This is a genomic window from Mycoplana rhizolycopersici, from assembly GCF_013378445.1.
GTDB lineage: Bacteria > Pseudomonadota > Alphaproteobacteria > Rhizobiales > Rhizobiaceae > Mycoplana > Mycoplana rhizolycopersici.
Window position 1 is genome coordinate 63,728 of sequence record NZ_JABXYK010000004.1, and the last position, 26,815, is coordinate 90,542.

Below are 26,815 nucleotides of genomic sequence, written 5' to 3' on the forward strand. Positions count from 1 at the left end.
ATGGCGGAGATCGAGGAAGGGGACATCATCCTCAAGCTGGACGACGTGACGAAGGTCTATTCCGGTATCGTCGCCGTCAAGCATGCAAACCTTGCCCTGCGGCGCGGCGCCGTCAACGTGCTGGTCGGCGAGAACGGCGCGGGCAAGTCGACGCTGATGCGCATGATCGCAGGCGTGGAGAAGCCTTCGCTCGGCCGCATCCTGCTGGACGGCAAGGAGGTCGAGTTCAATTCGCCGGCCGATGCGCAGAAACACGGCATCGGCATGGTGTTCCAGGAACTCAACCTGTTCGGCAATCTTTCGGTCGCCGAGAACATCTTCGCCACCCGCGAGATCACGCGCGGTGTGCGCGGCATCGACCACAAGGCACAGGTCGAGCGGGCCAACCACTTCCTCGACAAGCTGGACGCGGGCATCAGCGCCGAAACGATGGTCGAGGACCTGCCGATCGGACAGCAGCAGTTGGTTGAAATCGCGAAGGCCATCTCGCTCGACACGCGCATTCTCATCCTCGACGAGCCGACGTCGGCGCTGTCGGCGGCGGAAGTCGACATCCTCTTCAAGGTCATCGGCGAACTGAAGGCGCAAGGTGTGGCGATCGTCTACATCTCGCACCGGCTGGAAGAGCTGATGCGCATCGGCGACTACATCACAGTTCTGCGCGACGGCCAGATCACCGGCCAGGCGATGGTGAAGGACATCGATACCAAGTGGATCGTCCGGTCGATGATCGGTTCGGACGCCAAGGACTTCGCCAAGTCGATCGACCACAAGCTGGGCGGCGAGGCTTTTCGCGCCGAAGACATCAGCCTGCCGCGCAAGACAGGCGGCCTTGCTGTCGATCACCTCTCGATTTCGGTTCGTGCCGGCGAGGTGCTTGGCATCTACGGCCTGATGGGGGCCGGGCGCAGCGAGTTCTTCGAATGCGTCATGGGGCAGCATCCCCACTCCACCGGCAGGATCTTCGTCGCCGGCAAGGAGGTCATCGAGCGGGACACGCCGGCGCGGATCAAGCGCGGCCTTGCGCTTATCCCCGAAGACCGCCAGCGCGAGGGGCTCGTTCAGGTTCTCTCCATCGCGGCAAATCTCACGCTTGCCAGCCTGCAGAAGCTGACCCGCTTCGGCTTCCATATCAGCGGCCAGCGCGAACAGGCCGCCATCAGGGAGGCCATCAACGATCTCGCGATCAAGGCGCCGAACCCGGATTTCGACGTCACCTCCATGTCCGGCGGCAACCAGCAGAAGGTGGTGATCGGCAAGGCGCTGATGACCAATCCGAAGGTCCTGCTGATGGACGAGCCGAGCCGTGGCATCGACGTCGGTGCCAAGGCGGACGTCTTCCGCACCATGCGTCGCCTCGCGGGCGAAGGTCTCGCCATCCTGTTTTCGACGTCCGACCTCGAGGAGGTCATGGCGCTCTCCGACCGCATCGCGGTGATGAGCAACGGAAAGATCACCAAGGTCATCGATCGGGCGGAGGCTACCGAGGAGATGATCGTCAAGGCCGCATCTGAAGGCCATAAATCGACAAGGGAATTCGCCTGATGACCACGGTAACCACGACCCAGAACGCTCAAGCAGGCGACGGCGGTTCGATGCTGCTGACGCTGATGAAGCTGCGCACCTTCATCGCGCTTTTCGCCGTCATCGCCTTCTTCTCGATCTTCGCGCCGAATTTCCTGTCGACGGCGAACATCATCCTGATGTCGAAGCACGTGGCGCTGAACGCCTTCCTCGCCATGGGCATGACTTTCGTCATCATCACCGGCGGTATCGATCTTTCGGTCGGCTCGATCGTCGGCCTGTGCGGCATGGTGGCAGGGGGACTGATCCTCTACGGCATCGACCTGCAGATCGGATACACCGTCTATTTCAACATCGTCGAGGTGGCGATCATCACGCTTCTGGTCGGCGTCGCGATCGGCGCGGTCAACGGCCTTCTGATCACCAAACTCAACGTCGCACCGTTCATCGCGACACTCGGCACGCTCTATGTCGCGCGCGGTTTCGCCCTGCTGTCGTCGGACGGCCAGACCTTCCCGAACCTCGCCGGCAATCCGGATCTCGGAACGACCGGCTTTGCCTTCCTCGGTTCCGGCCGCATCTTCGGCCTGCCCGTATCGGTCTGGATCCTCGTCGTCGTCGCGCTTGCCGCCGCCTATATCGCGAAATACACGCCGATCGGCCGTCAGATCTTCGCCGTCGGCGGCAATGAACGCGCCGCCCGCATGTCCGGCATCAAGGTCGACCGGGTGAAGATGTTCGTCTACATGTTCTCCGGCTTCTGCGCTGCGATCGTCGGCATCATCATCTCCTCGGAGCTGATGGCCTCGCACCCGGCGACCGGCAACTCCTTCGAGCTCAACGCCATTGCAGCTGCCGTTCTCGGCGGGACCTCGATGTCGGGCGGACGCGGGACTATTGGCGGCACGATCATCGGTGCCTTCGTCATCGGCATCCTGTCTGACGGCCTGGTGATGATGGGCGTTTCCTCCTTCTGGCAGATGGTCATCAAGGGTATCGTCATCATCGTCGCCGTCGTCGTGGACCAGGCACAGCGCCGTCTGCAGCAGCGGGTCGCGTTGATGCAGCTCGCCAAGAAGGATTGAACGCATGGCAGCACTACGTGGTGCCCTCATCGGCTGCGGCTTCTTTGCCGTCAACCAGATGCACGCCTGGGCCGATGTCGCGGACGCGGAGATCGTCGCGATCTGCGACCGCGATCCCGAACGGCTGAAGCTCGTCGGCGACCAGTTCGGCATCGAGCGTCGCTACAGTGACGCAGCCGAGATGTTCGCCGACGGCGGCTTCGACTTCGTCGATATCGCCACCACCGTCCAGAGCCATCGCGCCCTGGTGGAGATGGCTGCGGCGCACAGGATTCCGGCGATCTGCCAGAAGCCGTTCGCCAAGACGCTGGCGGACGCAAAGGCTATGGTCGCCGCCTGCAAGGCTGCGGGCGTGCCCCTGATGGTGCATGAGAATTTCCGCTGGCAGACGCCGATCCAGGCCGTGCGCAAGGCGCTCGACGCGGGCGCGATCGGGGAGCCTTTCTGGGGGCGCTTCTCTTTCCGCTCCGGCTTCGACGTCTTCTCCGGCCAGCCCTATCTTGCCGAGGGCGAGCGCTTCATCATCGAGGATCTTGGCATCCATACGCTCGACATCGCCCGCTACATCCTCGGCGACGTGACGCGCCTGACGGCGCGGACGCGGCGGGTCAACCCGAAGATCAAGGGCGAGGACGTGGCGACAATCCTGCTCGACCATGACAACGGCGCAACCTCCATCGTCGACGTAAGCTATGCGACGAAACTCGGCACGGAGCCCTTCCCCGAAACGCTCGTGGAGCTCGACGGCACGGACGGAACGATACGGCTGTCGCAGGGCTACCGGCTGGAGATCACCAATGCGGGCGGCACCACCGTTGCCGATGTTTCGCCGAAGCTTCTCTCCTGGGCCGCGCGGCCCTGGCACAACATCCAGGAGAGCGTCTTTGCGATCCAGCAGCACTGGGCCGAACGCCTGAAGGACGGCGGCGAAACTTCTACTTCCGGCGCAGACAATCTCAAGACCTTCGCGCTGGTGGAGGCGGCCTATGAGAGCGCTGCATCGGGCAGGCCGGTCGATATCAAAGCGATGCTGAAATGAGTGCAGATCCGTTCCAGCTCTACGGCACGAAGGAGGCGGAGACGCCTCCGGTGCGGCTTGCGGCCGGACGGCTTGCAGCCGATCTCGCGGACGGCAATCTCCGCACCATCACTTACGATGGCGTCGAGGTCCTGCGCGCGGTCTCCTATCTCGTGCGCGATCGCGACTGGGGAACCTACAGCCCCGGGATAGAGGATCTTGCAATCGCCCAATCGGAGGGCGGCTTCACCGTCACCTATCGCGCGCGATGCGACGGTCCGGAAGGCACCATGCTGTCGATTGACGTGCGCATCTCCGCAAGCGAAAATCAACTGACCTTCGAGGCCGAGGCAAGCTCTCCGACCGGGTTCGAGACGAACCGTTGCGGTTTCTGCATCCTGCATCCGATCGTAGGCGTGGCGGGTAGCGCCGTTGCCGTTGAGCACGTCGACGGCAGGCTCGACGAAACCCGTTTCCCCGATCTCATCGAGCCGTGGCAGCCTTTTAAGGACATACGCGCCATCACCCATACCGTGGTTGCCGGTGTTTCGGCAGAATGCCGGATGGAGGGGGATACCTTCGAGATGGAAGACCAGCGCAACTGGTCCGATGCATCCTACAAGACCTATGTCCGGCCGCTCGCCCTTCCATGGCCCTACAGAATTGACGCAGGCGATACCGTGCGCCAGCGGATCGTGCTTGCAATCAACGACAGGCGCGCAGCGGCCGCCCCAAAAGCGGGCCTGTCCGCTGGAGCCGTCGTCGTCGAAGCGGGTGAACGGACCGGCCGGATGCCGGCGATCGGCCTGATCGTGACCCCGGAGGAAGCGCGCACGACGCTTGCCGCCCGTGCGCTTCTGGCGGAGATCGCGCCGCAGGAACTGCTGTTCCATTTCGACCCCGCGGCCGGTCACGGCAAAGCCGCATTATCCGATTTTGCAGATGTTGCCGGCATTCACCGCGGCCGGACGACGCTGGAAATAGCCCTCCCCTGCCGGGCAGCCCTGGCCGGCGAGACGGCAGAGATCGCACGCCAGATGCGGGAAGCTGGCCTGCGGCCGGATGCGATCCTGATTTCGCCTGCCGTCGACCGACAATCAACGCCGCCCGGCAGCACATGGCCCGAGTGCCCTCCCCTTGAAGAAGTCTACGCGGCGGCGCATGACGCATTTGCCGGCGTCCGCGTCGGCGGCGGCATGCTGAGTTATTTCACCGAACTGAACCGCAAGCGCGTGCCCGCTGAAACCCTGTCCTTCGTCTCCCACTGCACCAACCCGATCGTGCACGCGGCCGACGACCTGAGCGTGATGCAGACGCTGGAGGCGCTGCCCTTCATCACCCGTTCGGTAAGAGCGATCTACGGCGACAAGCCTTACCGGATCGGGCCATCGACCATTCCGATGCGCCAGAACCCCTATGGCAGCCGCACGATGGACAATCCGCGTCTCGGGCGCGTCCCCATGGCGAACCGCGACCCGAGGCATAACGGGATGTTCGCGGAAGCCTTCGCACTGGGTTATGCGATCGGGGTGCTGGATGCCGATCTGGAATGCCTCACGCTTTCCGCACTCACCGGCCCGTCCGGCCTCGTCGCGCAGGACGGCGAGCCGATGCCGGCCGGAGCGGCGCGCCCGCTGTTTCGAACGGTGAAGACGTTGTCGGAACTTGCCGGACGGCCCTGGCGGCAATGCCGGTCGTCGGCGCCGTCGGACGTGCAGGCGGCGATCGTGCAGTCCGGTCGTGGCCCAGTCCTTCTGCTGGTCAATCTCACCGCATGCGAGCAGCCTGTCGATCTCCGCGCGTTTCAGCTTGGGGCGGGGGTGAATGAGGGCCGCGTCGTGCTCGGCGCCTATGCCACCAGAACCGTTTCCTTGGCGGGATAGACGGACGCATCCTGCCCTCATCCTTAAGCCTTGCCGGTCGAGGGGCGAGGAAGTCCGGATAGGCCATTCTTCCCTGAACGCGGCGGTATCCGGCGCGTCGGTTTGCGTTCGGGGTCTCATCTCTCCGCCTCGATGTTGGCGCTACGGCCAAATGCGTACGGCCCCGCTTGCCGGGTGCGCCCCGCGTTCTATTTGCTCGTGGAACGGAGGGCGCCGCATGGCCGATGGAATGGACGCATATCGCAGCCTGGACGTGCCGACGCTGCAGGGCGCGCGGCCGAACATGCCGACGCTCGTGACATTCGTCGGCGGTGTCGCGATGCTCTATCTCGCGCGTGATGTCTTCCTCCCGATCGCGATCGCGCTGCTTCTCACCTTCGCTCTCGCTCCGGTCGCGACCGCCCTGCGCAGGGCTGGGTTCCCACGCCTGCTTGCGGTAATATCGACAGCGCTCATCGCGTTCTCGCTGATTGCCGTCGTCAGCCTCGTCATCGCCGTTCAGGTGACCCAACTGGCACGCAATATCCCGGCCTACCAGTCCAATGTGGTGACGAAGATCGAGGCGATGCGAGAGGCTAGTTCGGGCACCGGAATCGTGGGCCGGGTTTCGGCGATCTTCGAGCGGATCAGCCGGGAGATCAGCCGGTCGGAAACGGCGGCGCCAGCCGGGGAGGTCGCCACGCGCCCCGAGCCAGTGCTGGTCGAGATCTACGCGCCCGATCACCCGATCCAGGTATTGACGAATTTGATCGCGCCGCTGATCGCGCCGGTTGCGATGGCCGGTCTCGTCATCGTCGTCGTCATCTTCATGCTGCTGGAGCGCGAGGACCTGCGTGACCGGTTCATCCGGCTCATGGGCTACGGCGATCTTCACCGGACGACCGAGGCGCTCGAGGATGCGGGCACGCGCGTCGGGCACTATCTGCTGATGCAACTCGTGGTGAACGTGCTCTACGGCGTTCCGGTGGCGATCGGTCTCTGGTTGATCGGCATTCCGAACGCGGTATTGTGGGGGCTTCTCGCCATCATCTTCAGGTTCGTCCCGTATATCGGGCCGATCATTGCGATGATCCTGCCGCTGTTTCTCGCCGTTGCTGTCGATTCCGGCTGGTCGATGCTGGTCTGGACAGCGCTCCTCTTCGTCGTGATGGAGCTTGTCATCAACAATGTCGTCGAGCCGACCCTCTACGGTTCGAAGACCGGCCTGTCGCCGCTTGCGATCATTGTGTCCGCGATCTTCTGGGCATGGATCTGGGGACCGGTGGGACTGGTGCTGTCGACGCCTTTGACCGTCTGTCTGGTCGTGCTCGGCAAGCATGTCCCGCAATTCGGCTTCCTGCAGGTGCTGTTCGGCAGCGACCCCGTGCTCGCGCCGCATGCGCGGCTTTACCAGCGGCTGCTCGCGGGTGATCCCGACGAAGCCACGGACCAGGCCGAGGAAATCCTCGAAGACGACTACCTGATCGACTACTACGACAAGGTTGCCATCCCCGCGCTCATCCTTGCGGAACGCGACCGTGCCCGTGGCGTCATGAGCGAGGAACAGCGCCTGCGGCTGGCTGACAGCGGCATGGCGCTCGTGGCCAACATGGGCGACATCGCCGCGCAGGAGGCGGACGACGATGACGGCGAGAGCGTGCTTGCCGACGACGAGACGGGCGACACGGATGCCAAGGTGCTCTCCGGGGAAGGCGCGCGCATTCTCTGTGTCGGCGGACGCGGCGAGCTCGACGATGTGACGGCGGCCATGCTGGCGCAGGTGCTTTGCGTGGAAGGGGCGGATGCGAAAGCGGAAAGCTTCCGCCAGATCGACCCCTCGCACATCCGGGCCCTGCCAATCGCCGATCTCGACACGATCGTGTTGTGCTACCTCAATCAGGAATCGACGCGGCAGGCGCGCTTTGCGGTGCGGCGCTTCAAGCGGATCAGCGCGAGCCTGCGGGTCGGCGTGGTGATGTGGAGCCTGGACGAACAGAACGCCGGCGGCGCTGAGGGTCCAGGGCCGTCAGGTGCCGCTCTCGATGCGGATTTCCTCTGCACTGGGATGACGGCCGCGGCAATCGCAGCGCTGACGCGGGCCCCTGCGATCCCGCTGGCGCCGCCGGAGAAAGTCCGCAGCCGGAAGCGGCTGGTGCCGGAACGCGCAAAGGTGGTTAGCCTCCGGTGATGACGGGCACCCGCCGGAGGCTATGTGCCGCGGCGGGTGGCGGAAGGCAACACTCCGCCGGCCCTCCCCCTCTTTCGTGCCCGCGCTTGGCGGCCTTCGCTGCGCATGTCTTGCGCTGCTGGCGGTCGCGAGGCGGTCGCTGTGATCGGCGAAGCTCGACTTGTCTCTGTGACGCCACGTGCTGGCAGGCGGCCAGCTTGTTTCTCCCTCCCCTCCCCTTCTGACACTTGGGCGTTCCTTGTTTGTTCGGACCGCCTTGAACGCGCTCTTAACCTTTCGTTAACGATAAACCGTTTGACCAGACGCGCAAATCAGTTGAAAACGGTCGCGACGGAATTTTTCCGACTTTCCTCAATTAACCGTCGGACAATCATGGACAACGTGCTCAGACAATCCCCCGACCTGCCCTCCTCGGCTGACCGGATCATGCGGCATTCGCAGCTCCTGTCGGTTCAATTACAGAACCTCCGCCAGCAGATGTATCCGCCGGAGGCGATGAAATCGCTTCGAACCTTTTCGTCAAAGGATGCCGCCGCTCTGCTTGGCATTGCCGAATCCACCCTGCGCCAGATGTCGCTGGATGGCGAGGCGGTGATCCCGGACCGGCAGGACAACGGCCGCCGCGTCTATACGCTGCCGCAGCTGAACGAGATCCGCGCCTACCTCGCCAATCGGCGCCCATCGGAGGGGCTGGACTTCCATCCGCGCCGGCGCGTCGGCGACAAGCTCCAGGTGCTTGCGATCGCCAATTTCAAGGGCGGATCGGCCAAGACGACCACGACGGTGCATCTGGCGCACTACCTCGCCCTGCAGGGGCTGCGCGTGCTGGCGATCGATCTCGATCCGCAGGCGTCGCTCTCGACGATGTTCGGCTACCAGCCGGAATTCGACGTGGATGCCAACCAGACGCTCTACGCCGCGATCCGCTATGACGAGAATGAGCGCGTTCCCCTCTCCGCGGTCATCCGCAGGACCTATTTCGACGGCGTCGACATCGTGCCGGGAAATCTCGAGCTGATGGAATACGAGCACGAGACCCCGCAAGCGATTGCCAAGGGCCTCTCGCGCGGCGACGGCATGTTCTTCCGACGGCTGAAGACGGTGCTTGCGGAGGTGGAGGATAATTACGACGTCGTGCTGATCGACGCGCCGCCACAGCTCGGTTACCTGACGCTGGGCGCGCTCTATGCGGCGACCGGTCTGCTCATTACGGTCCACCCCGCCATGCTCGACGTGGCTTCGATGAACCAGTTCCTCGCGATGACGAGTGACCTGCTCGGCGTAATCGAGGATGCCGGCGGCTCGCTGGAGCACGACTTCATCCGTTACGTGCTGACCCGCCACAATCCGCATGACGTGCCGCAGGTGAACGTGGTGGCGCTGCTGCGATCCTTGTTCGGCCAGGACGTGCTGGCTGCTTCGGTGGTCGATACGACGGCGATCGCAAGTGCGGGACTGGAGAAGAAGAGCCTGTACGAGATGACCCGCGGAAGCGTCGGTCGTGATACGCTGAACCGTGCGCTCGAATCGGTCGATGCCGTCAACGCCGAGATCTTCCGCCACATCAAGACAGTCTGGGGACGCAAATGAACAGCGCCAGTGATCGCTCCAAGAGAATGAAAGCCATGTTCGGGGGCATCAACCCCGAGGAGCTTGCCGCTACCGTGGCGCCCTCCCCGCTGTCGCAGGCCGGCCGCCGCGTGTCTTCCGGCGCCGTGCGGTCGATGCAGGACTCCTTTTCGGCGATCGAAGACGAAAATGCACGGCTGCGCGACCAGCTTGCCGGTTCAGAGGCAGTGGTCGAGATTGCACCGGATCAGATTGAGCCGTCCTTCGTGCGCGACCGGATGGAGGATGAGGTGGACCCCGGTCTTGCCGATCTCGTGCGTAGTATCGGCGAGCACGGGCAGCAGGTGCCGATCCTCGTCCGTCCGCATCCAGATGCGAGCGGTCGTTACCAGATCGCCTATGGCCATCGCCGCTGGAAGGCGTCGCGCCAACTGAACCGTGCAGTCAAGGCGATCGTCCGGCCGCTTTCCGACGACGCGCTGGTTATCGCGCAGGGCAAGGAAAACAGCGAACGCAAGGATCTGTCCTTCATCGAGCAGGCGCTGTTTGCACAGGAACTGAAGGAACGCAGCTTCGACCGTCAGACGATCGCGGCCGCCTTGGGGCGCAGCGAGGACAAGGGGCTGGCCTATATCTCGATCCTGACCTCGCTGGCGAGCACTCTGTCGCTGGACATCGTTCGCAAGATCGGGCCTGCGCCGAAGACGGGACGCCCGAGATGGGAAAAGCTGGCGGCGCATTTTTCCGACCGCAAGCTTCCGGCCGCGCGCTCCTCGGCGGCGAATGGGCTGATGTCTTCCGAAAAGTGGCTCGCCGCCGACAGCGACGCGCGCTTCTCGATGCTGCTGTCGCTGCTGGACGCGAAGGAGAAGCCGGTGTCCGCCAGGAGCATCATCAAGGGCGGGGCAGGGCAGGAGGCCGTGGCAATCGAGCGGACGGGACAAGTGACCCGTTTCGCGGTCGACGAGCGCCAGAATCCGGGCTTTGCGGAATGGCTTGCCCGGGAGCTTCCGTCACTTGTGACGCGCTTCGAGCAGGAGCGCGGCTAAGGAATCGTGGGCGAGGGGACCCCTCCTCGCCCGATTGCGGCGGACCTGAGTCCGATTCCGCCGACCAGCACAAGGGCTGAACCTGCAAAACGGCCCTATTCCACTGAAAATAAAGCGAAAAATTCCACGGCGTATCAACTGTAACACCGAAGGCGGTGCAAAGGGCCGACGGGGCTGTAGACGGTCGCTCCCGGTGTCCCATCCGGAGCGTCTCCTTGACGAACTAGCTCCGCGAATTGCGACAGGCATGTGTCTTCATGTGGATACCAAGGCCTTGAATTTTCTTACTAATCGATTTGATATTGTTTCAATCGATTTGGGTTAAACTGTTTTGCCGGTAGGGCTGTTGCAAGGTCCGTCGCTTCTGTGATTAGTGCCAAGCATCTTGGCAATCCGACTGGAAAAGGGAGATACGGAATGGCGTTGATTACGATGCGGCAGTTGCTCGATCATGCTGCGGAGAACGACTACGCGCTGCCTGCGTTCAACGTGAATAACCTGGAATACATCCAGGCTGTCATGCGCGCAGCCGACGCGACCGATTCGCCGGTGATCCTGCAGGCAAGCCGCGGTGCACGCGCCTATGCCGGCGACGCCTTCCTGCGTCACCTCATCCTCGGTGCTGCCGAAGAATATCCGCATATTCCAGTATGCCTTCATCTCGACCACGGCGATCAGCCTTCGACCTGCATCTCGGCCATCACGAACGGCTTCACGTCGGTGATGATGGATGGATCGCTGCTGGCGGACGGCAAGACCGTGGCAAGCTACGAATACAATGTCGACGTCACTGCCGAAGTGGTGAAGATCGCCCATGCGGCTGGCGTCTCCGTCGAGGGCGAGCTTGGATGTCTCGGCAACCTCGAGACCGGTGCCGGCGACAAGGAAGACGGTCACGGCTTCGAGGGCAAGCTGTCGCGCGAGGAACTGCTGACCGATCCGGACCAGGCGCTGGACTTCGTCAGCAAGACCGGCGTCGATGCTCTGGCCGTCGCCATCGGCACCAGCCACGGCGCCTACAAGTTTACCCGCGAGCCGGACGGCGAGATCCTCTCGATCGAGACGATCGCCAGGATCAACAAGAAGCTGCCGAACACGCATCTCGTCATGCACGGCTCGTCGTCCGTTCCGAAGGAGCTTCAGGATCTGTTCAACAGCTATGGCGGCCAGATGAAGCCGACCTGGGGCGTTCCGGTGTCGGAGATCCAGAAGGCGATCCCGCTTGGCGTGCGCAAGGTCAACATCGATACGGACCTGCGCCTGGCGATGACCGGTACGATCCGCAAGAGCTTCACCGAGGCGCCGGAAAATTTCGACCCGCGCAACTATCTGAAGCCTGCGACCGCGCTGATGGCAGAGGTCTGCAGGGAACGCTTCGAAGCCTTCAGGACGGCCGGCAAGGCCTCGAAGATCCGCGTGAAGCGGCTGCCGGAAATGGCGAAGTTCTACACGTCTGGCAAATAAGGCAGCGCTCGACGACGGGGAGGGCAGGGCTTCCTGCCTCCCTCCAAGCACGCCTCTTTGGGGCGGTGCCGGCCTGAGAGGGGAGGGCGTGGTGCTCCCCCGCTCCGGCTTCAACATATCATCGCGCCGGCGCTACCGCTCTGAGATCGCTCACCTGTTGGTGGCTCCAGTTATGGTTAACAGTCGGTAGCGAAAGTGATTGTCTATTTATCTTTCATAGCTTGGCGCCATCCGCATTAAATCAATATGTTAACCGTTCATTCAATTGTTTTCGCTTCCACCAAAATTGCGGGTGAAGCGGGAGGCATGCGATCCTGCCATGTTTCCCTGATGGATGAGCCGACGCGCGATCTGCCCGACCGGGTGTCGCGATGGCGCTCCCGTAGCGCGGCACGATTGGCGCAGATCGCTGGGTGAAGGCTGGCCCACTGGCCCTATAGCCGGTCAGGCATGGACGGCTGCGACCAGTCGACGGCAGGCGTCTACCAGGTTGGGTTCTTGAAGCAGTGCCCCTCCGATGAGGTACATGACGTCGTTGCCGTAGGCATCCCGCATCTCGGGCACACGGCCGAAGGTCATGCCGCCGCCGGGGGCGGCGACGATAGCCTTTCGGCCACCCATGTTCACCGCGCAGGCGGCTGCGATCGACAAGCATTCTTCGCGGGTAAAACCGAAGCGGCCGCCGAAATTCGGATAGATCACCGCGTCAGCGCCCATCAGGCGGTGCAGCGTGCCGTAGAAGGTGCGGTGCGAAAAGCCGCAATCGGGAGAAATCACGTTGGCGCCGGAAAAGGCCGGATGCGAGACAATCGGCAAGGTGAAATCCGGATCGGCGGCGAGCGCGCGCACGACATCGTAGCCGGCGAGCGCCGGCGCGATCATGACGCCGCCGGCGCCGCATTCCTGCGCCTGCATCGCCCGCTCGATGATCGCAGTCGCCGGGCCGGTGATGTTGGGAACGAAGCTCGCCCGGCCTCCGCTTTTCGCATTTGCCTCACCAACGGCTTCTACGCAGGCTTTCAGCCGCTCGTCGAACGGCGCGGTCTTCTGGTCGACGAGGCCGTGGTCGTCCTTGATATAGTTCATGCCGCCCAGCGCGAAATCGTGGGCGAGGCGGGCAAGGGCTATGGTTGAAAGACCCACCGGCTTGATCGCCGACATCAGCAGCGGTTCGTCGCCGATACCCGCGCGGGCCCGCAGACCGGCGATGCCGTGGCGCGGGCCCGCGCAGAGGTCGAGCAAGCCGGGCGAGAGGCCGATGTCCTCCACCTTGAGGCCTGGCTTGATGGAACTGTTGCCGAAGACGATGTTGAGGAACTGCAGAAAATCCTCGCCGATATCGTCCTCCGAATAGGAGATGGTCGCAAGATAGCCCGGCCGGCCTTCCGGGTCCTTTTGCAGATTTTCCAGCCGGCCGAGAATCTCGTCCTCGACGTAGCCTTTCGGCACTGCGCTGCGCGGGATCTCCACGGTCTGCTCCAGCGCGATATCCAGCGCCCGCGCCTTCGCCTCCGCCTGGTCGGCGGCACGCACGAAATAGGTAACCGTGAAGCGCTTTGCCATCAGAGGGCCTCGGCTTTCTGTGCGGAATGCACATGGTCGAGGCGAACTTCTGCCAGTTCCTCCTCGCCGATGGCGAGTTGTCTGGCGATCAGGGTTTCGACGGCGGCGACGAGCGCGCCGGCATCGAGCCCGTATTTCTTCATGAGGTAAGGCTTCGAGGCGCCATGGGCGAAGGTGTCGTTGAGGCCCAGGCGCCTCAGGCGGATGCCAAGCCCTTCTTCGGCAAGGAATTCCGCGACCAGTGAGCCGAGGCCGCCGATGATCGTGTGGTTCTCCAGCGTGACGATGCCCTTCTTGCCGCGCGCGGCTTTCAGGAGGCCTTCCCGGTCGAACGGCTTTAAAGTCGATGCATGCAGATGGTGGATGCCGACACCGCGTGCCGCGATCGGCCCGGTGGCGCGCAACGCCTCTTCCGTGCATACGCCGGAGGAGACGACGAGGATGTCGTCTCCTTCCGAGAGCGTGCGCAGCCTGTTGAATTCGAAGGGAGTCGCGAAGAGACGGGGTACTTCGCCGCGCAGGACGCGCACATAGACCGGTCCGTCGATGCTGTCGGCGACATCCAGAACGGTCTCGACTTCCGTCGCGTCGCCCGTTTCGAGGATCGTCATGTTCGGTACGGCCCGCAGCACGGCGATGTCCTCGATCGCCTGGTGCGTGATGCCGCCGGGCGTGGTGATGCCGGGCAGGAACCCCATCAGCCTGACCTTGCGGTTGGAATAGGCGATCGAGTTGATCAACTGGTCGTAGGGGCGGCGATAGAGGAAGACCGAGAAGGTGTGGACGAACGGCCGGAACCCCTGCATGGCAAGGCCGCCGGCGAAGGAGAGCATGTTTTGCTCGGCCATGCCGAGCGACAGGAACTGTTCGGGATGCCGGTCGCGAAAACCGTCTACCTCGCAGGAAGAGGTGAGGTCGGCGGAGAGGCAGAGGACTTCAGGGCGCGCGGCCGCGAAGGCTTCGAACGCCTTGGCATAGGGGCGGTTGACGATTTCGACCATGGTCAGGCCCCTTCCATCGCGATGAGATCGATGCCGAGTTCGGCGGCGAGAGCCGCCTGCATTTCCAGCCGCTCCTCCGCGCTCTTGAAGCGGACATAATGCAGGCGCGGAAAACGCTTCCTCAGGAAATCCATGCCCTGATAGGGCGAGGTGTTGGCGAGGATGATCAGCGGTTTGTCGGTTTCGGCGCTGTCCGCTGCGGCCCGTAGCGCGCCGAGATCGTGGCCGTCCACCGAGCGGCAGGTGACGCCGAATGCGGAAACACGTGCGGCCAGATCGCCAAGGTCGAGCACCGAGGACATGGCGCCGTCACATTGTTGGCGGTTCACGTCGACGATGACGCGGACATTGTCGATCTTGTGATGGCTCATCGCCGTAAGGCATTCCCAGGTCTGGCCCTCCTGGAATTCGCCGTCGGACATATAGACCCAGACCTTGCCGGGCTCATTTTTTTTCAGCCGCGCCCAGGCGACGCCGGAGGCCATCGAGAGGCCCTGCGCCAACGAACCGGTCGTCACTTCCATGCCTGGGCTGTGCTCGGCGCCGATCATCTCGACCGAGCCGCCGTCGTTGTTGAAATGGTCGAGCGCATGTTCGTCCATGCGGCCGGTCTCGATCAGCGCGGAATAGATGACGAGCGCATAATGGGCGGGCGAGATGAAGAAGCGGTCGAAGTCCGGGCCGGCCGGGCCGTGATAGCCCGCGCCGGTGAAGGCATCCGGATTGTGCGCCGACGGAACGCCGCGGAAGGGCAGGGGTACCTTCGGCAGCGTCGGTTCGCCGAGCTTCAGCAACTCGTTATAGAGCAGCGCGAGGCTCTCGGCGGCCGAGCAGGCCTGGCTGAGATAACCGCCATTGTGCTTCATCGTGTGGAAGAACACGCGCCGGCGGATGCCGAGCGCGATATCCTCTGTGGTTTTTTCGTTGGGCAGGATCATCGTCTCAACTCCGTTCGGGAAAGAGCGCCTTCAGCCCCTCGGGCGACGGTGTGGCGATGCCGCGCTCGGTGATGAGGCCGGTGATCAGGCGCGCGGGCGTCACGTCGAAGGCGGGGTTGGCCGCGGGGCTGCCCTCCGGCGAGATGCGCACGCTGGCAATAGAGCCATCGGCGGCGCGACCCTGGACGAAGCTCACTTCGTCGGAAGTGCGTTCCTCGATCGGGATTTCCTTGACGCCGTCATGCACCGCCCAGTCAATGGTGGGCGAGGGGAGTGCCACATAGAACGGCACGCCGTTGTCGCGCGCGGCAAGCGCCTTCAGATAGGTGCCGATCTTGTTGCAGACGTCGCCGTTCGCCGTGGTGCGGTCGGTGCCGACGATCACCATGTCGATATCGCCATGCTGCATGAGGTGGCCACCGGCATTGTCGACGATCAGCGTGTGCGGCACGCCATGGCCGTTCATCTCCCAGGCGGTGAGATAGGCGCCCTGGTTGCGCGGCCGCGTCTCGTCGACATAGACGTGGACCGGAATGCCTTCCTCGACGGCCATGTAGATCGGCGCGGTCGCAGTTCCGTAGTCGACGGTCGCAAGCCAGCCGGCGTTGCAATGGGTGAGAATGCGCACGGGCTCGCCCGGCTCTTTCCTGGAGGCAATCTCGCGAATGACATCGAGGCCGTTCGCGCCGATGGCGCGGTTGAGTTCGACATCCTCCTCGGCGATCTCGGCGGCGCGCACGTAGGCGGCGTCAGCGCGTTCGCCCTCGGGCAACGGGCGCAGATACTCGCGCATCGCATTCAGCGCCCAGCGCAGATTGATGGCGGTCGGACGGGTTTCGTTCAGCTCTTCCCAGACGGAATCGAGTTGCGCATCCGACGGATCCTTCGCCATGGCGATGGCGACGCCATAGGCAGCCGTGACGCCGATCAGCGGTGCGCCGCGCACCCACATGTCCCTGATGGCGACAGCGACATCGGCGACGGTCTTCAGCGTGACGACGCGGAATTCGTGCGGAAGCCAGCGCTGGTCGATGATGTCGACGGAGCGGCCGTCTTCGCTGAGCCAGATCGTATGGTAGTGTCGTTCTCCGACTTTCACGCGAGAATCTCCTTTTCAAGCCGCTCCACCGTCTCGCGGATGTCCCTGAGGCTATGGATGCGCTGCCGGTTGACGGCGAGGTGACGCCCGAGCTTCAGCGCCTTGCTTTCGCAGGACGCACGGCGGTCGGGGTCGGTGATGGTTTCAAAATCGGCATTGTGGGCAAGGCCGAGAATGCGCCGGTGGATCTCGATCCCGGCGAAGCCCAGCATTTCGCTCCAGATTTCGTCGATCACGATATTGAGGGCCTGCTCGGCGGCGAGCGGGTCCTGGCGGTCCTCGAAGAGGCTCGCCTGATAGAGGATGCCCTTACGCTCGGTGTGCCAGAGATGGGCGAATTCGTTGCGGAACGTCTCCCAAAGCGTGTCGATTGTAGCGAGCAGGTAGGCGCGCATGCTGTCGCGCGCGCCAGGTGCCGTCTCATGGCCGGACTGGGAAAAATAGCTCATCCAGAAATTGGCGATCAGCATGCCGACATCGAAGCTGATCGGGCCGTAGAAGGCGAATTCCGGGTCGATGACGCGCGTCTCGTCGTCGGTCACCATGACGGAACCGGTATGCAGGTCGCCATGGCAAAGCGTTTCGGTCTTGGCCGAGAAGAGGTGTTTCAACCGCTGCGCTTCCACCTTGAGATCGCGATCGGCGCGCAGTTCGGCAACGAGCGGATCGAGCTGCGGCGTGGTGTGGCGGTTGAGTGCCGCCTCGAAATAGGGATCGGAAAAGACAAGGTTTTCCGTGATGTCGCAGAGTTCGACATTGTCGGAGAACAGCGCGACATCGGCCTTCTTCTCGCGGGTCTCCATGGAGAGGTCTGAGCCGCGGAACAGCGTGCGGGCGACGAACAGGCCGAGGTCGCTGCCGATCTTCGGCAGTTCGCGCCCCTGGATCAGCGCGTGGCGCAGGATGACGTGAGGCGTCAGGAATTCCATGACGATGATGGCCTGCGCCTCGTCAAAGAACAGGATTTCCGGCACCATGCCCGGGTCGCGCTCGCCCTGGCGCTTCAGCGCTTGATACTCGAAGAAGGAGCGCTTGAGCGGCAGTGGCCAGCTCTCGCCGACAAGGCGCACATAGGGCAGTGCCTGCTTGACGATCACGGCCCCCGTCTCGCCCGTCACGATAAAGACGAGGTTGAGGTTGCCGTCGCCGACTTCCTCGATGCTCCAGCGGGACGATTCGTCGCCGATCTTCTCTTTCACGGCGGCATTGCCGCCCAGCCGAACTGGCAATGTCTCGGCGCTCAGCGCCTCGAAGACGTGGCTGTCCATGATGTTCTCCTCCTGCGCATGGGGCTGCCTCCACCGCCCGCCGCCATGCCGTCCTTGTCCACAGCTAAGGCATCATTCTGTCAATTGTCAATGATATTGACATTTGATGAGAGCCTATCCTAACGTGGCGTCAATGGGAGGAGAGAATGGGCGAACAGGCAGTGTTTCGCATTGAGGGCGTGCGCAAATCCTTTGGGCCGGTAACGGTGCTTCAGGGTGTGGACCTCGACCTCAAGGCAGGCGCAGTGACGGTTTTGATGGGTGCCAATGGCGCCGGCAAATCCACGCTCGTGCGCATCCTCTCCGGCGTTTACACACGCAATGCCGGCACGATTGCGCTTGCGGGTGCGGCCTTCGATCCGGCGACGCCGGCCGAGGCGATCCGCTCCGGTGTCGTCACCGTGCACCAGAACATCAATGACGGCGTCGTCGCTGATCTCGATGTCGCGACCAATCTCACGCTCGACCGGCTGAACGGTCGCGGCGCCCGGCTGCTCTTCAATCCGCGCCGTGTGCGCCGCGAAGCGGCCGCCGTCGCCTCCCGCATGGGCCTTGCCATCGATCTTACGGCCAATATCAACGATCTAACGCTTGCCGACCGCCAGATGGTGGCGATTGCGCGCGCCATGGCGCATGAGCCGAAGGTGCTGATCCTCGACGAGCCCACCTCTTCGCTTTCCAGCGCCGAGGCCGACCGCCTGTTTAAACTCGTAGACCGCCTGAAGGCGCGGGGCGTCGCCATTCTCTATATCTCGCACCGCATGTCGGATATCCGGCGCCTAGGCGACAGCATCGTCTCGCTGCGCGATGGCCGCATCACCGGCCGTTTCGAAGGGCCGGAGCTCGACTACGAAGGCGCGGTCAATGCCATGCTCGGGCGCAAGGTGTCCGCCGGTGCCGTGGCCGTTCGCGATGCGGGCCGTCCGGTCTTCAGCGTGCGCGGCCTCAAACTCTCCGAACAGACGCGGCCTTTCGATTTCGATCTCGGCGAAGGCGAGATCGTCGCCGTCACCGGTCTAGTCGGCGTGGGCAAGACGGCGCTCGCCGAAACGCTTTTTGGCGCCCGCGCTCCGGCAGCCGGTGAAATGACGCTGGACGGCGCGCGCTATGCGCCGAAGACGACGGGTCAAGCGATTGCCCACGGCATCTTCCTTGTCGCCAAGGACCGCGCGATCAGTGGCATCGTGCCGGATTTCAACATTTACGAGAATATCAGCCTGCCCTTCCTGCGTCGGTTTTCGGCCTTCGGTGTTGCCAGCCGACGGGCGGAGAAGGCGAAAGCGCGCCAGCAGATTTCGGCGCTCGGCGTCGTCTGCCGCAGCGAGCGCGACGAGATGCAGACGCTGTCGGGCGGCAACCAGCAGAAGGTCATGGTCGGGCGCTGGCTTTCGGAGCCCTCGCGGGTGCTCATCCTCGACGAACCCTTCCAGGGCGTCGATATCGCCGCCCGCCGCGACATCGGCGAGAAGCTGCGTGTCTCCGCCGCCGGGCGAACCACCATTCTTTTCCTGACGGAGCTCGACGAAGCCTTCGAGGTCGCCGACCGCATCCTCGTGATGTCGGAACAGACCATCGTGGGTGAGCACCGCAATGCCGACATCGACGTCGAGCGGCTGCTCTCCGAGATCGCCGGGCAATTCTATCAACAGGTCAGCGCATGATGATGAGTGAACAAAGCAAATCCGCCGCCACCGGCGCCGTCCCGCCTGTCCGTCTGAACATCCGGGAAGCCGCGATGAAATACGGCTTCCTCGTGCTGCTCGCCGGCATTGTGCTCTACTTCTCGCTGGTTACCGGCGGCTTTGCCTCGCCGCAGAGCGCGGTCTTCATCCTGCAATCCGTCTCGATCACTGGCATTCTGGCGCTCGGCGTCACGGCAACGCTGGTCGTCGGCGGTTTCGACCTTTCGATCGGTTCCGTCGCCACCACAGCCATGATGGCCTCGTCCTATGTGATGGTGGTGATGGGCGGCGATGCGGTGACGGCGACACTCGTCTGCCTCGCCGTTGGTGTGCTCGTCGGCCTCGTAAACGGGATCATCATTGTTTATATGCGCGTGCCGGATCTGCTGGCGACGCTCGGCATGATGTTCCTGCTGCTCGGTCTCCAGCGCATTCCGACCGAGGGGCGTTCGATCGCCACGGGCATGACGCTGCCGGACGGCTCGACGGCAACGGGCGCCTTCAGCCCGGCCTTTTTGGCACTCGGCCGTCACCGCTTCGATCTGATACTGCCCAATCTCGTTCCTGTCTCGGTGGTAGTACTGATCGTGCTCGCCATCCTCATCTGGTTCTTCCTCGAATACACCCGCTTCGGCCGCATGATGTATGCCGTCGGCTCCAACGAGCGGGCTGCGAGCCTCGCTGGCGCGCCGGTCAATACCTACAAGATCTTTGCCTACATCATCTCGGGCGTCTTTGCCTCGATCGGCGGCATCCTGCTTGCCGCCCGCCTTGGGCGCGGCGACATTGCCTCGGGCAACAACCTTCTTCTCGACGCCGTTGCGGCAGCCCTCATCGGTTTTGCCGTGCTCGGTGCCGCCAAGCCGAATGCCTTCGGCACGGCGATCGGCGCGCTGTTTGTCGGTATCCTGCTGCAGGGCCTGACGATGATGAACGCGCCTTACTACACACAGGATTTCGTCAAGGGCGCCGTGCTCGTCATCGCCCTGATCTTCACATTTGCGCTCTCGAAAAGAGGCAAACGCTGAGTGTGGGAGCCCTCGGCGGATAATCAAAGCTCACCAGTGGAGGAGACTGACATGAATTTTACTCGCAGAACCCTGGGCAAGATAACGCTCGGGCTGATGGGTGCGGCGGCGTTCGCCGTGCCATCCGTTGCCGCCGATATGCCTAAGCCCTTCGACAAGCCCGGCGATGTGAAGATTGCGCTCGTGCGCTATCTTTCGACCGGTGACTTCTTCCAGTCCTACCTTGCCGGCGTGGAAGCCCAGGCCAAGGCGCTGGGCGTCCAGCTTCAGGTCCTGGACAGCCGTCAGGACGCGGCACTGCAGGCAGACATGGTCGACCAGGCTATTGCGCTTGGCGTGCAGGGCATCATCATCCAGCACGGGCTGACGGAATCCATGAAGGAAGCCGCCCAGCGCGCGGTTGATGCCGGCATCAAGGTCGTCGCCTTCGACGTCAACGTCGAGAATGACAAGATCCCGCAGGTCGAGCAGTCCGACCGTGACCTTGCCCGTCTCGCGCTCGAACAGGCGATCAAGGACAACGGCGACAGTTTCAAGGCAGGCTATGTGTACGTTGCCGGGATCGCGCCGCTCGATCGCCGCGACGAGACCTGGAAGGAGTTCAAGGCGAAGTATTCGGGCATCAACGAAGCCGCCCAGTTCGGTACAATGGACAACCCGATCGCCAACTCTGTCGCCAATCAGGCGCGTTCGGTGATCTCCGCCAACCCCGACATCACCGTGATGTTCGCCCCCTATGATGAATTCGCCAAGGGCGTGAAGATCGCCGTCGATGAAGCCGGAATGTCGTCGAGCGTCAAGATCTACTCGGCCGACATCTCGACCTCCGACATCGCCGCCATGCGCGAACCCGGCTCGGCCTGGGCCGCAACGGCTGCGACGAACCCGGCTGTGGTCGGCCAGGTCTCGGTACGTTCGCTCGCCATGCTGCTCGCCGGCGAAGACCCGGGCAAGCAGGTCATCGTGCCGCCGACGCTGATCACGCAGCAGGATCTCAACGACCAAGACATCAAGAACATGGAGGAGCTCGGCGTAAAGCTGCCGCAGTTCGCCCATGCCGATGTCGCCATGCCGGCATGGATGCCGAAACCCTGATTTGTCGTGAGGGAATGAAGAAGGGGCGGTCCATAGGGCCGCCCCTTTGTTTTGTCCGATCGAGCGAGTGGAGCAGCGTGCCTGCCCCGTCCGGAAATCAGCGCATCGCGGCAGCGATGTTGCCGCCGTCGACGGTGGTCACGTCGGCGGTGGTGCGCTCGGCGAGTGCGTGGTGCACGAAGGCGCGGGCGACGTCTTCGGCCGTCACTTCAAGGCCGAGCAGGTTGCCACCCATGTATTCCTTGACGGAGAGGCCGCGTGCTGCCGCACGATTGGCGATCATCTCGTCGTTGAGCAAACCCGAACGGATGCGGTCGGCATTGACGGCGTTGACGCGGATGTTGTCTGCGCCATGTTCCAACGCATATTGCCGCGACAGGAAGAGTGTTGCCGCCTTCGGCAGGCCGTAGGCGCCGAATTTCGCGCCCGGATTGACGGCCTGCTTGGATGCGTTGAAGAGCAGCACGCCGCCGGTCTTTTGCGCCTTCATGATGCGTACGGCATTCTGCGCGACGGTCTGATGGGCGAAGAAGTTCAGCTCGAAGCTCTTGCGCAGCAGCGCGTCGTCCATCGTTGCGATAGGGCTTTCCCAGGCAGCCCCGGCATTGGAAACGACGATGTCGACGCCGCCGAAGGTGGCGATCGCCTTGTCGAAGGCGGCGCGGACGGATGCGGGTTCGGTGATGTCGCAGGCGACACCGATCGAATTGTTACCGGCCGCCCTGGCAACGGCCGCCGCCTTCTCGCCGTCAAGATCGAGCGCCACGACATGCGCGCCCTCCGCCGCAAAAGCCTTGACGACCGCCGCCCCAATGGCACCCGCACCGCCGGTGACGATCGCGACCTGTCCCGTGAACGGCTTCGGTTTGGCACCCGCCAACTTCGCCTGCTCCAGCGACCAATATTCGAGATCGAAGAGATCCGGCGGGCTCACCGGCTCGAACCGGCCGACGGATTCGGCATCCCGTGCCGCCTCGATCCACATCTCGCCGACGTCGACGGCGATCGCTGCATCCTTGAAGGTTCGCCCGTGGCCGAACATGCCGAGACCAGGCACCAGCGTCAGGCGCGGCATGGGGTCAAGCATGATGCGCTTGACGTCGTCGCGGGCGTCATTGCTGCGGAAGTATTCGGTGTAGTTGGCGGCAAAGGCGGCGACGCGTTCGTCGATGACAGCGCGGTAGCCGGCGAGATCGTCCATTGCCGGCGCCGGCAGCACCATCGGACCGGTCTTGATGCGGATGGAAAGATCCGGCGTGGACACCCCGCGCGCAGCCATGTCGGCAACCTCCGCAGCATTGACGAAGTTGAGAATGGCTGGTGACGTGCGGAAGACGTTGACCATGCGGTCATAGCGGCCTTCGCCCTTGGCCACGGCGACGGCGCCGCGCAGCATGGGGGAAATGTCATTGGCGCTTGCAAGCGAAGAGGGCAGGGCGGCCGGCGTGAAGGGGTTGCGGCCGTTTTTCTTCACATGGTCTTCGGCGACCGTGACGTAATGGATCATCCGGTCATAGGCTTCCTTCGCCGTGTCGCCGAAGGTGAAGATGCCGTGCTTGTCGAGGATCAGGCCCTCGACTGTCGGGTCCTGCTCGAACACTTCCGCCGCCGACTTGGCGAGCGCGAAGCCGGGCATGATATAGGGCACGAAGCCCATCTTCCTGCCAAAGAGTTCGGCGCTCATTTCCCGGCTCTTCGCCTGATCGGCGATAGCGAGAATGGCGGTCGAATGGGTGTGGTCGACGAATTTGTGCGGCAGGAAGGCATGCAGCAGCGCTTCCACGGATGGGTTCGGTGCCGCGGGATCGATCAGGTTGGCGCGCAGCAGCGTCACCATGTCCTCGTCCGAGAGCTTTTCGAGCTTGCGGCTTTTGAGCAGCGGACCGATCTTGACGGCGGGCAGGCCCGGCGGCTCGATCGTGCCCATGTCCCAGCCGCTGCCCTTCACGCAGAGCACGGCATGGGTGTCGCCCACGAGATCGGTCACCTCGGTCTTCACGGAGGTGTTGCCACCGCCATGCAGGACGAGCCGCGGCTCCGCGCCGAGCAGCCGTGTCGTATAGGTGCGCAGCGCCAGATCGCGGTTGATGCCCTTCGCCGCATATCCGGCGACGACCTTTTCCGCCTCGTCGTCGCGCCAGAGATTTTCCATCGTGTTCAGCCTCCCGATAAACCGGCCCGGCCGGCATCGGCGGACCTAAATATGCTAGCTCAAGCCTTACTCGAACCGCTCTTGCCGAGCCCTTCCCGGGCCCAGCGTTCAAGGACCCGCCGCGCCATCGAGGTGGTGATGACGAGATGCGAGGCAAAGCCGCCTTTCAGCGCTGCCATCAGCGGCTCGAACTTGTTTTCTTCCTGCACGACGAGCATGCGTTTCCTGATGGCCCGGATCGATTCGAGATCGGCGGAAATACAGCGCCTGTTGTGATTGCAATCCATCCATTGGCCGTCATGGTCGATCAGTTGGCCGGCAATGACACCGGCGGCACCCTGCACGCCCATGGCATGCATGTCGGCGGCGGAAAGCGCGCCACACTTGACGAGATGACTGTCGTCCTCGATGCCCCCCACGGAATAGAGTGCGAGATCGCAATCCGAAATCGTCGCCAATTGCTCCTTGATTACGGGTTCGCCGCGCAGCTCATTGGCGAGGCGCTCGGAGGAGAGGACGAGCGGCGCATAGAAATTGATGCCTTCCGCATTGAGGCGTCGGGCGATTTCGGTGGTGCACTGGTCCGGCCGGTAGGAGTAGGGGGCGCCCAGATTGCCGCAGAGCTGCACGACGGTAACGCCGCGCAGGTCCGCAAATGGCATGACGTCGGCGATGTGGTAGACGGTGCGGCCCCAGGCAACACCGACCCGGTCACCCTTGTTGAGAAGTTCGAGGAAGACCGAAGCGGCAACGACGGGCATTTCGGCGGCCGGATCCATTGCCTGCCGGTCTTCCGGCACCAGCCAGGCCGTGTTCAGCCCCGTCGCGTCTTCAAGCTCCCGGGCCAGCACATCGTCGGAGAAGAGCTCCGTGGAGGTTGAGATGGTAACGATCCCCATCTCGCGTGCCTTGCGCAAGTACATGGCGATCGAGGCGCGCGAGATCTCCAGCCGTTGGGCGACTTCGTCCTGACGCAGCCCGTGGTTGTAGTACAGCCAGGCGGCCTTGTGGATGATTTGATCGTTGGTGCGGATGGGCATATGAGTCTTTCTTGGATCGTTTTGACATTATTCATTCACCCTGACAAAAGTCAACAAGTCCCTGACTTGGGATGCGCGGTCTCGTCGCCTCGTCGCATTTGCATCATGTGGTGGTGGGTCTTGCAGGGAACTGTCACGCTATAGATGAAATCGTGCACGGCCGCCGCGATTGTACCGAGATCATTCCGCGCCGGTCGTCGGTGATGATCCGGCGTAGTCTGTATGTGTCGCTTCCTCCGCTATTGCCCAGTCGTTCCGCCAAGCTGGCCCGCTTGCAGGCAACGACGCTTGACGAAGCGTATCTGACGTATTATTAGTGACGAAATAAGAAAATCATCATTCGAAACGCAGGATTGGATCAGGCATGGCTGGAGCAATAGATACTGTCGCGGATGCCGCGCGGCAGGAGAACGTTGCGCGTATTCTCGATGCAGCTGAGCGCCTGTTCCGGCATTACGGCTACTCGAAGACGAACGTGGCCGACATTGCCCGTGATCTCGGCATGTCGCCCGCCAATATCTATCGTTTCTTCGCCTCGAAGGCCGAGATTCACCAGGCGCTCTGTGCGCGGATGCTTGACGTCGTCCATGCCGTGGCGCTGGAAATCTGCCGTTCGAAGGAAAGTGCGGCCGACCGCCTCCGTCGCTATAGCCTGGCCCAGTATCGGCTCACCGTCGAGACGATGATGGACCAGGAGAAGGTCCACGAGATGGTGGTCGTCGCTTTGGAACGGGACTGGCACGTCATCGACCAGCATATCGACCGAATGAACGCGCTGCTTGCCGAAGTCATCCGCGAGGGAATTGCAGCCGGAGAGTTTCCCGAGCAGGACGCCAATGTTGCGGCACGTTGCTTCGGAGCGGCGACCGTGACGATGTGCCATCCGCAAATGGTGGCGCAGTGTCTGGCGAAGGAGAACCGCGCGACACCCGACGAACTGATCGATTTCGCGATCAGGGCACTGAAGAACTAGACGGGCGGCCAGGCCGCCATCCGACACATTGCTATTCAATCAGGAGTGCGAACAATGTTTTCGCCGAAGGCCACACGCGTGCCTATCTCGTTGCCAAACATCGTGATGCTGATGGCTCTTGGTCTCGTCCTTTCCGGCTGCTCGGAGGAGAAGGTCGAGACGAAGGAAATCGTCCGGCCCGTCAAGGTCGTCGTGGTTGCGGATGCCGGCGAAGCACGAAAACTCGACTATTCCGGCTCGGTCAAGGCCCGGACCGAGATGAACCTCGGCTTCCGCGTGGCGGGCAAGATCACCGAGCGGCACGTCAACATCGGCGATCGGGTTGAGCCCGGTGATCTCTTGGCCCGCATCGATCCGACGGACTATAAACTCGCCGTGACGTCGGCAGAGGCCAACCTCGTTGCCGCCGAGAAGCAGGTGGAGACGACCGGGCTTGCCAAGGCACGTGCCGACCAGCTTTTCGCCAAGAACGTCACCTCCAAATCCCAGCTCGAAGAAGCCGCACTTGCACAAGAGCAGGCGGTCTCGGCGCGGGACGCGGCCATTGCCTCCCTCGACCAGGCCAAAAACCAGGTGCGCTATACGGATCTCAGATCCGACCAGAGCGGTATCGTGACGGCCGTCAATGCCGATATCGGCCAGGTGATCGGTGCAGGATCGCCCGTGGTGGCCGTCGCCGTCGACGGCGAGAAGGAAGCCGAAATCGCCGTCCCTGAAATGGACATCGCCAATTTCCGGCCGGGCCAAGCGGTCACGGCGCGGTTCTGGTCGGACGAGGGGCTCGTGCTGGACGGAAAGGTCCGTGAAGTCGCGGGCAGCGCGGACCGGCTGTCGCGTACGTTTGCCGTGCGCGTCAGTCTTCCGAACGACCAGCGGGTGCTTCTCGGCATGACGGCCACGATAGAGACGACCGGCGAGGTCGGACAAAGCTTCATCTCCGTTCCCCTCAGCGCGCTCTCCGAGAAGGATGGCAAAAAGATCGTGTGGGTGGTCAAGCATGAGACCGGGACCGTGCATGCCCGCGAGATCGTCGTCTCAGATTTCAGCGGCGACGGCGTCAACGTCACGCAAGGCCTGAAGCCCGGCGACATCGTGGTTGCCGCCGGTACGCAGTTCATGAGCGACAATCTGAAGGTGAAGCTGCCGGCGACCGAAGCGTTGTCCGCCCAGGCAGAAACCGACCAGATCATTCGCTGACCCCGACATCGACAGAACGG

Annotated in this window: 20 protein-coding genes; 13 read left to right on the forward strand and 7 right to left on the reverse strand. The window is 63.1% G+C overall.

Going from position 1 to position 26,815, the window contains the following annotated elements:
* The 8 genes from HV823_RS07670 to fba all read left to right on the forward strand — a co-directional run bounded on the left by HV823_RS07670 (position 1) and on the right by fba (position 11,759).
* Positions 1-1,545 carry a sugar ABC transporter ATP-binding protein gene (locus HV823_RS07670; RefSeq protein ID WP_176949137.1) on the forward strand — a complete coding sequence of 515 codons (1,545 nt, stop codon included), beginning with the start codon at positions 1-3 and terminating at the stop codon, positions 1,543-1,545.
* Positions 1,545-2,609 (forward strand): ABC transporter permease, encoded by a 1,065-nt coding sequence (locus HV823_RS07675; RefSeq protein ID WP_176949138.1) that lies wholly within the window; start codon positions 1,545-1,547, stop codon positions 2,607-2,609. Before HV823_RS07670 ends, HV823_RS07675 begins: the two co-directional genes overlap by 1 nt.
* Positions 2,610-2,613: 4 nt before the next feature.
* Entirely contained in the window at positions 2,614-3,648 is a 1,035-nt protein-coding gene (locus HV823_RS07680; RefSeq protein ID WP_176949139.1) for a Gfo/Idh/MocA family protein, read from the forward strand.
* The gene (apnL, locus tag HV823_RS07685; RefSeq protein WP_176949140.1) at positions 3,645-5,510 is read left to right on the forward strand and encodes a D-apionate lactonase; all 1,866 of its coding nucleotides are present in this window, start codon (positions 3,645-3,647) and stop codon (positions 5,508-5,510) included. Before HV823_RS07680 ends, apnL begins: the two co-directional genes overlap by 4 nt.
* 217 nt (positions 5,511-5,727) lie before the next feature.
* On the forward strand, positions 5,728-7,677 hold the full coding sequence (locus tag HV823_RS07690) for an AI-2E family transporter (RefSeq protein ID WP_176949141.1): 1,950 nt from the start codon (positions 5,728-5,730) through the stop codon (positions 7,675-7,677).
* 372 nt (positions 7,678-8,049) lie between these two features.
* A complete protein-coding gene (gene repA / locus HV823_RS07695) occupies positions 8,050-9,267 on the forward strand; it encodes a plasmid partitioning protein RepA (protein ID WP_176949142.1) in 1,218 nt (405 codons plus the stop codon).
* Positions 9,264-10,295: a plasmid partitioning protein RepB gene (repB, locus tag HV823_RS07700; RefSeq protein WP_246300968.1), complete on the forward strand. Its 1,032-nt coding sequence runs from the start codon at positions 9,264-9,266 to the stop codon at positions 10,293-10,295. The genes repA and repB overlap by 4 nt, the downstream gene beginning before the upstream one ends.
* Positions 10,296-10,712: 417 nt before the next feature.
* Positions 10,713-11,759, forward strand: coding sequence for a class II fructose-bisphosphate aldolase (gene fba / locus HV823_RS07705; RefSeq protein WP_176949143.1), 1,047 nt, complete (start codon positions 10,713-10,715; stop codon positions 11,757-11,759).
* Positions 11,760-12,203: 444 nt separating this feature from the next.
* On the opposite strand, the gene HV823_RS07710 is transcribed toward fba, so the two are convergent.
* The 5 genes from HV823_RS07710 to mtnK are packed head-to-tail and all read right to left on the reverse strand — an operon-like array spanning position 12,204 to position 17,628.
* The gene (locus HV823_RS07710) at positions 12,204-13,322 is read right to left on the reverse strand and encodes a RuBisCO large subunit C-terminal-like domain-containing protein (RefSeq protein WP_176949144.1); all 1,119 of its coding nucleotides are present in this window, start codon (positions 13,320-13,322) and stop codon (positions 12,204-12,206) included.
* The gene (locus tag HV823_RS07715; protein ID WP_176949145.1) at positions 13,322-14,323 is read right to left on the reverse strand and encodes a transketolase family protein; all 1,002 of its coding nucleotides are present in this window, start codon (positions 14,321-14,323) and stop codon (positions 13,322-13,324) included. The genes HV823_RS07710 and HV823_RS07715 overlap by 1 nt, the downstream gene beginning before the upstream one ends.
* 2 nt (positions 14,324-14,325) lie before the next feature.
* Entirely contained in the window at positions 14,326-15,261 is a 936-nt protein-coding gene (locus tag HV823_RS07720; protein WP_176949146.1) for a transketolase, read from the reverse strand.
* Between the two features lie 4 nt (positions 15,262-15,265).
* Entirely contained in the window at positions 15,266-16,360 is a 1,095-nt protein-coding gene (mtnA, locus tag HV823_RS07725) for an S-methyl-5-thioribose-1-phosphate isomerase (RefSeq protein WP_176949147.1), read from the reverse strand.
* Complete coding sequence (mtnK, locus tag HV823_RS07730) at positions 16,357-17,628, reverse strand: S-methyl-5-thioribose kinase (protein ID WP_176949148.1); 1,272 nt, start codon at positions 17,626-17,628, stop codon at positions 16,357-16,359. The genes mtnA and mtnK overlap by 4 nt, the downstream gene beginning before the upstream one ends.
* A gap of 146 nt (positions 17,629-17,774) precedes the next feature.
* On the opposite strand from mtnK, the gene HV823_RS07735 reads away from it, so the two are divergent.
* Genes HV823_RS07735 through HV823_RS07745 form a run of 3 tightly spaced genes read left to right on the forward strand, consistent with a single transcriptional unit; the run spans position 17,775 to position 21,433 of the window.
* Positions 17,775-19,289 carry a sugar ABC transporter ATP-binding protein gene (locus HV823_RS07735; RefSeq protein WP_176949149.1) on the forward strand — a complete coding sequence of 505 codons (1,515 nt, stop codon included), beginning with the start codon at positions 17,775-17,777 and terminating at the stop codon, positions 19,287-19,289.
* Positions 19,289-20,338, forward strand: a complete 1,050-nt coding sequence (locus HV823_RS07740; protein WP_176949426.1) for an ABC transporter permease — start codon at positions 19,289-19,291, stop codon at positions 20,336-20,338. The genes HV823_RS07735 and HV823_RS07740 overlap by 1 nt, the downstream gene beginning before the upstream one ends.
* Before the next feature lie 51 nt (positions 20,339-20,389).
* A complete protein-coding gene (locus HV823_RS07745) occupies positions 20,390-21,433 on the forward strand; it encodes a substrate-binding domain-containing protein (RefSeq protein ID WP_176949150.1) in 1,044 nt (347 codons plus the stop codon).
* Positions 21,434-21,530: 97 nt separating this feature from the next.
* Here HV823_RS07745 and HV823_RS07750 read toward each other — a convergent pair whose 3' ends face one another.
* Positions 21,531-23,585, reverse strand: a complete 2,055-nt coding sequence (locus tag HV823_RS07750) for a bifunctional aldolase/short-chain dehydrogenase (RefSeq protein ID WP_176949151.1) — start codon at positions 23,583-23,585, stop codon at positions 21,531-21,533.
* Between the two features lie 59 nt (positions 23,586-23,644).
* Entirely contained in the window at positions 23,645-24,625 is a 981-nt protein-coding gene (locus tag HV823_RS07755) for a sugar-binding transcriptional regulator (RefSeq protein WP_176949152.1), read from the reverse strand.
* A 364-nt stretch (positions 24,626-24,989) separates the two neighbouring features.
* On the opposite strand from HV823_RS07755, the gene HV823_RS07760 reads away from it, so the two are divergent.
* Positions 24,990-25,598, forward strand: a complete 609-nt coding sequence (locus HV823_RS07760; RefSeq protein WP_176949153.1) for a TetR/AcrR family transcriptional regulator — start codon at positions 24,990-24,992, stop codon at positions 25,596-25,598.
* A gap of 54 nt (positions 25,599-25,652) precedes the next feature.
* Entirely contained in the window at positions 25,653-26,795 is a 1,143-nt protein-coding gene (locus tag HV823_RS07765) for an efflux RND transporter periplasmic adaptor subunit (protein WP_176949154.1), read from the forward strand.
* The last annotated feature ends 20 nt before the right edge of the window (positions 26,796-26,815 follow it).